Origin of the sequence: Actinoalloteichus spitiensis RMV-1378 (assembly GCF_000239155.1) — a bacterium.
Lineage (GTDB): Bacteria > Actinomycetota > Actinomycetes > Mycobacteriales > Pseudonocardiaceae > Actinoalloteichus_B > Actinoalloteichus_B spitiensis.
This window is the reverse complement of record NZ_AGVX02000495.1, coordinates 1-3,660: the sequence shown is the minus strand read 5'-3', so window position 1 is coordinate 3,660 and position 3,660 is coordinate 1. Positions and strand designations below refer to the sequence as shown.

General features: G+C 73.1%; 4 protein-coding genes. 2 read left to right on the top strand and 2 right to left on the bottom strand.

Translation table 11 applies throughout. The features are described from left to right. Positions 1–670, bottom strand: a 670-nt coding sequence (locus tag ACTIDRAF_RS33970; protein ID WP_016700529.1) for a flavin-containing monooxygenase, incomplete at its 3' end; no start/stop codon positions are given. Positions 671–763: 93 nt separating this feature from the next. Between ACTIDRAF_RS33970 and ACTIDRAF_RS32155 the strand changes: the two genes are divergently transcribed. Together ACTIDRAF_RS32155 and ACTIDRAF_RS0220160 are read left to right on the top strand one after the other, a co-directional pair. Further along, a complete protein-coding gene (locus ACTIDRAF_RS32155; RefSeq protein WP_016700528.1) occupies positions 764–1,825 on the top strand; it encodes an SDR family oxidoreductase in 1,062 nt (353 codons plus the stop codon). Further along, a complete protein-coding gene (locus ACTIDRAF_RS0220160) occupies positions 1,722–2,354 on the top strand; it encodes a TetR/AcrR family transcriptional regulator (RefSeq protein WP_016700527.1) in 633 nt (210 codons plus the stop codon). The genes ACTIDRAF_RS32155 and ACTIDRAF_RS0220160 overlap by 104 nt, the downstream gene beginning before the upstream one ends. A 67-nt stretch (positions 2,355–2,421) precedes the next feature. On the opposite strand, the gene ACTIDRAF_RS0220155 is transcribed toward ACTIDRAF_RS0220160, so the two are convergent. After that, positions 2,422–3,660: ATP-binding protein (locus ACTIDRAF_RS0220155; protein WP_016700526.1), on the bottom strand; the 1,239-nt coding region annotated here is incomplete at its 5' end.

Here is a 3,660-nt window from a genome sequence, read left to right as displayed (position 1 = left end):
ACTTCGGGATGACGTGGTAGCCGCGCCGCAGGCTCAACCGGGTCTCCGCCGCCGCCGTCGCCGCGTCGCAGGCGATGTCCACTCCCGAGTTCCCCCCGCCGACGACCAGCACCCGACGCCCCCGCAGCTGTTCGGGCCCGTCGTAGTCCCTGGCGTGGATCAGCTCCCCGTCGAAGGAGCCGGGCCACTCGGGCGACCGGGGTGTCCACTGCCGCCCGGTGGCCACCACGAGGCCGGCGTACCGGTGGGAGCCCCCGTCGGAGAAGGTCACCGCCCAGCCGCCGGAGGGCTCCGGTCGGGCGGAGACCACCGCCCGCCCCCCGGTGAAGTGCTCGCCGACGTCGTGGTGCGCGGCGAACTCCCGCAGGTAGTCCAGGACCAGGCGGTGGCCCGGGTAGTCCGGGTAGTGCGCCGGCATCGGGAATCCCGCGAAGCCGGACATCGTGCGGGAGCTGATGAAATGCGCGGAATCGTAGAGGGGCGTCCCCGGATTGCCCCGGTCCCACAATCCGCCCATCGCGTGATGCCGGTCGACGAGGTCGAAGGAAATGGACCGGCGCCGGAACTCGGCGGCGAGCGCGAGGCCGGCCGGGCCCGCGCCGATGACGAGATACCGGTCCGATGTCGACGAGGGACCACCGGAACCCGACGGCCGTTTCCTGGCGGTCATCACCAACCCCGAGAAGAAAGCAGAACTCGAATTGAATTCGAGTTATACTCCCAAGATCAGCACGCGGTCAAGCCCTTCCCGGAGGTCCGTGCCATGCCGGTGACACCGGAGAACCCACCCCGCCGCACACACCCGGCGGCCGCGACCACCTCCCGACCCTGGCCGCCGCGCCGGCGGCCCACCCCCGCGTTCTGGGCGGGACGCCACGCCGTGGTGACCGGCGGGTCGAGCGGGATCGGACTGGCCCTGGTCAACCGGCTCCTCGACCTCGGCGCCCGGGTCAGCGCCGTCGCCCTGGACGACGAACACCTCGACCGGCTGGCCCACCGCACCGCGACCACCCCACGCCTGACCACCCGCGCGCTCGACGTCACCGACCCCGACGCCACCCGCGCCACCCTCACCGGCCTGGCCGAGCGGCACGGCCCGTGCCGATCCCTGTTCACCTGCGCCGGCATCACCGAACCCGGCTACTTCCACCACCTGTCCGACGACACGTTCCGCTCCATCATGGAGGTCAACTACTTCGGCACCCTGCACGCCGTGCGGGCCGTGGCACCCGCGATGACCGCCGCCCGGCACGGCACCCTCACCTGCGTGGTGTCCGTCGCGGGCATCCTCGGGGTGTTCGGCTACGGCGCGTACTCGCCCAGCAAGTTCGCCGTGCGGGGACTCACGGAGGTGCTGCGCCAGGAACTCCGCCCGGTCGGGGTCCGCGTCAGCGCCGTCTACCCGCCCGACGTCGACACCCCGATGCTCGCCCGGGAAACACCGCTCAAGCCCCCCGAGCTGCGCGCCCTCTCCGGGACGATCCAGCCGTTGAGCGCGGCCCGGGTCGCCGAATCCGTCCTCGCCGGCACCCAACGAGGACAGCCGGTCATCATCCCGGACTGGCGGACCAGGGGACTGCGGTGGGTGGCCGGCGCGGCACCGGGAGTGGCGAACGCGATCATGGACCGAATCATCGCCGGGGCGGGCGGACCGGGAGGAGGCGGTTCGCGGACCCCGACCCCGGCCCCGGACCGGCAGGACGGAAAGGCGAGGGCAGCACGTGAGCACAGCCATCCCCGGCTATCGACGCCGACCAGCGCAGGCACGCACCCAGGAACGAGCACGCCGCATCCTCGCCGCGGCGGAGGGACTGCTGGTCGGTGAGGGCTACGCCGCCGTCACCACCAGCAGGGTCGCCGCCGCCGCCGGAATACCGGTCAGCTCCCTCTACCACCTCTTCCGCGACCGGGAGAGCATCATCGACGCCCTCGTCGCGGGCTACCTCGACCGGTTCCTCGACATCACCGACGACATCTCCGAATCGGTGGAACACCAGACCATGAGCCTGGACCAGGCGGTCTCCGAACTCGTCGACGGCTACGCCAGCCTGTACCGCACCGAACCCGGGTACCGGGTGCTCTGGCTGGGCGGACACCTCGACGGCCGACTGGCCGCCATGGACCGGGACAACAGCAGTCGGGTCGCCGAACGGCTGCGGGTCGTGCTGGCCGAACAACCCGAGGCGGCGCACCGCCCCGAGCTGGTCGCCCTCATCTGCCGGGTCGGCGTGGAGATCGGCGACCACCTGCTGCGGCTCGCCTTCCGGGAGAACCAGGACGGCGACCCCGCCATCCTGGAACAAGCCAAGATCGCGGTCACCGCCTACGTCCGCCAGGCCCTGGCCCAGGGCTGACGCCACCGCTCCGGGACCGCCACCGCGACCGCGGCCCCGGAGCCCCGCACTGCCGGGTGAACCCCGGTCACCCCCGCAACTCCGCCAGCAGCTCCTCCACCCGCTCCCGGTAGCGGTCGGCGCCCTCGGGCAACTCGTCCAGCGCGTGGGTCAACACCACCTCGGCCTCGCCACGCCGGTCCAGGTCGATCAACATCCGCCCGCGCAAGACATCGGCGACCGCCGCCTCCACCCTGCCGTCCAGGGCCCGGAAACCGGCGGCCGCCGCCGAGGCCCTGGGCAACCCGTCGTCCAACTGACCCAGGGCGGCGAGGATCCGGGCCGCGTCGTAGGACAGGCGCGCCCGCTGCCAACCCACCGCCGGATCACCGGCGGGCAGCCGCGCGGCCAACGCGTCCGCGTCGGACAGCACCTCCCTCGCCTGGTCGCCCTCCCCCGCCCAGTGCCAGGACAACGCCGCCTTCCTGAGGTGCTCCAACTCCTCCACCAGCCGCTCGGCCTGCCGGCAGGCCGCCGCGGCCCGCAGGTAGCGCTCCGCCGCCTCGGCGTCACGGTCCTGCTCGTCCAGCACGTCGGCCACGTGGCAGTGCATCTGCGCCACTCCGGCCGGGTTCTCCTCCCGTTCGCAGTACTCCACGAGCTCGTCGTAGAGGGCGAGCGCCTGCTCGACGTGCCCCAGCGCCCGGTAGGACTGCGCGAGCAGGAACCGCCCCCGGTACAGCTCGTCGACGTCACCAAGCCGCTCCAGCGCGGGCAGCGCCTCCTCGGTGACCTCCGCCGCCTCGTCCGGCAGTTCGATCCGCAGGCAGGCGTCGGCCAGGTCGAGCCGCACGTAGGCCGCCCGCTCCACCTGCCCGTCCGCCTCCAGGTCCACGACGAGATCGGTCAGCTGCTCCTGCGCTTCCAGCGACCGACCCAGGTTCAACGCCACCTGCGCCCTGCGGTGCAGGGCCGCGAACCGCAACCCCGACTCCTCGGTGCGAGCCGCCTCCGCGAACAGGCCGTAGGCACCGGGCAGCTCCCCGAGGTTCGCCCGCAGCGAGGCCAGCCCGAACTGCACCCGGCGCAGCAGCGTGGAGGGCGGGAACGCCTCCACCTCCTCCAAGGCCCGTTCCCACAGCGGCAGCAGCCGGGTCCGCGCGTCCAGACCGGCCTGGCTGGCGAACCGCGCGTGCTGCACGACCACCCCGGCCAGCACCGCGCGGTCCCCGAACCGTTCCGCCCGCTCGACCGCCTCCGCCAACAGCTCCACGGCGTCGTCGGTGCGGTCGCCGAGGTGGTAGGCGGCGGCCAGCCGGCAGCGGGC

Coding starts and splice junctions, on each gene's coding strand:
- ACTIDRAF_RS32155 (WP_016700528.1), top strand. CDS start 764: ATGCCGGTGACACCGGAGAACCCACCCCGCCGCACACACCCGGCGGCC.